The sequence below is a fragment of the Candidatus Obscuribacterales bacterium genome (assembly GCA_036703605.1).
In the GTDB taxonomy this organism is placed as follows: domain Bacteria; phylum Cyanobacteriota; class Cyanobacteriia; order RECH01; family RECH01; genus RECH01.
In genome coordinates this window covers 1-1,632 of sequence record DATNRH010000100.1, presented here as the reverse complement: position 1 = coordinate 1,632, position 1,632 = coordinate 1, and the positions used below count along the sequence as shown (strand labels likewise).

The 1,632-nt window shown below is 53.4% G+C and carries 2 pseudogenes; both read right to left on the bottom strand.

What is annotated here, in order from left to right:
• Nucleotides 1-27: 27 nt before the first annotated feature.
• Nucleotides 28-1,099 (bottom strand): annotated as a pseudogene (locus V6D20_02120) (IS630 family transposase).
• A gap of 220 nt (nt 1,100-1,319) precedes the next feature.
• Nucleotides 1,320-1,586: pseudogene (locus V6D20_02115) on the bottom strand (IS701 family transposase).
• Nucleotides 1,587-1,632: the final 46 nt, after the last annotated feature.

Sequence of the window (1,632 nt, the reverse complement as noted above, 5' to 3'; positions counted from 1 at the left end):
ATATCAAGTCCGCTTAATCAGCCACACTTAGCATTGAAACGCCTTCCACCAATGGAACTGGGTCAAGCCTGAGATAAAGTCGGTAAGGTTCAGGAGTTGTACACAGCGCTGCTCTACCCGTTCCAGTAGGTCATCAAGCGTGTCAAACACTCGGTTGGCCAAGGCTTCGTTGAGAATGGGCCAGAGTCGCTCTGCGGGTTGCATATGCGGAGAGTAAGGTGGCAAAAAGACCAGATGCAGGCCTTCGGGTACAAGCACCTGACCTGAGGTATGCCACCCGGCTTGATCCATGACCAGCACGACCTGTTGCTTAGGACCAATGCCAAAGTGGTTCGCGAAATCAGCCAAGACCCGATTAAACAGGTCGATATTAACCCGAGGCAACAGCCACCAATAGGTGCGTCCGCTGCGGGGATGGACAAAGCCATAGAGCCAAAACCAGTCATAACGACAGTGGACGGGAGCGCTAAGCGACCCACCCCAGTTATCGACCCACACCCGGCGCAAGATGGGATGGAGTCCCAAGCGATGTTCGTCCATGGTCCACAGCTGAACGTCGGCGTCGGGATGGGCCGTTTGGATTGTCTCCAGTTGAGCGTGCAGATTTTTTTTCCCACACCCGCTGCTCCGCTTCGGTGGCAGCCTGCTGATGCTCGGGACGAGGCACCCTGAGAGAGAACTCCATCTGTTTGAGAATCTCCCAGCCCCGTTGGCGGTGAACCGGACGGTCCAAGTGCTCACTCAGCCAGTCAGCTACCTTGCGACCATTCCAGAATCCGCCATCCGGGGGCTCCTCTTGCAAGGCTTGGTACAACAAGGCTTGCCTCTCATCATCGAGAAGGATCTGACCATGACCCTGATTATGTTGCCGTTGGTCTCCCAGCGCCGCCGGACCTTCGTGGTTATAGCTTCTGACCACGTCATAAATCCAGGCTCGGCTGTAGCCGGTAACCTCAGCTACCTCAGCGGTACCCTTGCCCAAGTGCAATAGCCAGATGAGCTGATAATGCCCCCGTTCAATCCCGCTCTTGGCAGATTTATAACGCTGCTCCAGTTCCTCAATGGTTAAATGTGGTTCTAGCTTCAGTCGACGCCCCATCTTGCTTTCAGCCTTTCATACAACTCCATTACTCATTCTAGGGTTGATTAGCCGGACTTGGTATTACGCAAGAACCATTGAGATCGCCGGTTGCTTGAGTTGTGTTATCAAATAGTTGGACAACAGACCATGCTTGATTTGATAAATCCTTTGCCCCCGCTGATAAGCAAGTGTCTTCAACCGTGTCCAGACGAGCAACGCACAAGCAATGGGATTGCGCGCTGTACTGGCGACGGGCTAGTTCGATGGAACGGGCAAAGCGTTTGTCCAAGACCGTATCGTCAAAGACCAGATAGGCATGGGGGTCGGCTTGCAGAGAAGGTTTAACATTCTCCCAGAGCAGTCGAGGCGTCAACGTTTCACCGCGCAACTAGCGATTGATGCGGTCGTGACTGACCCCGTCAAGGTGATTGGCTAAGTTCGTCACGGTGTAGTTGACCGGACTGCTTAGCAAGTACTGACAGTAGTCCAAGTTGCTAAAGCTCATGAGTCCAAGTTGCTAAAGCTTATTGCTCAAGGATAGCGCTTGCCTT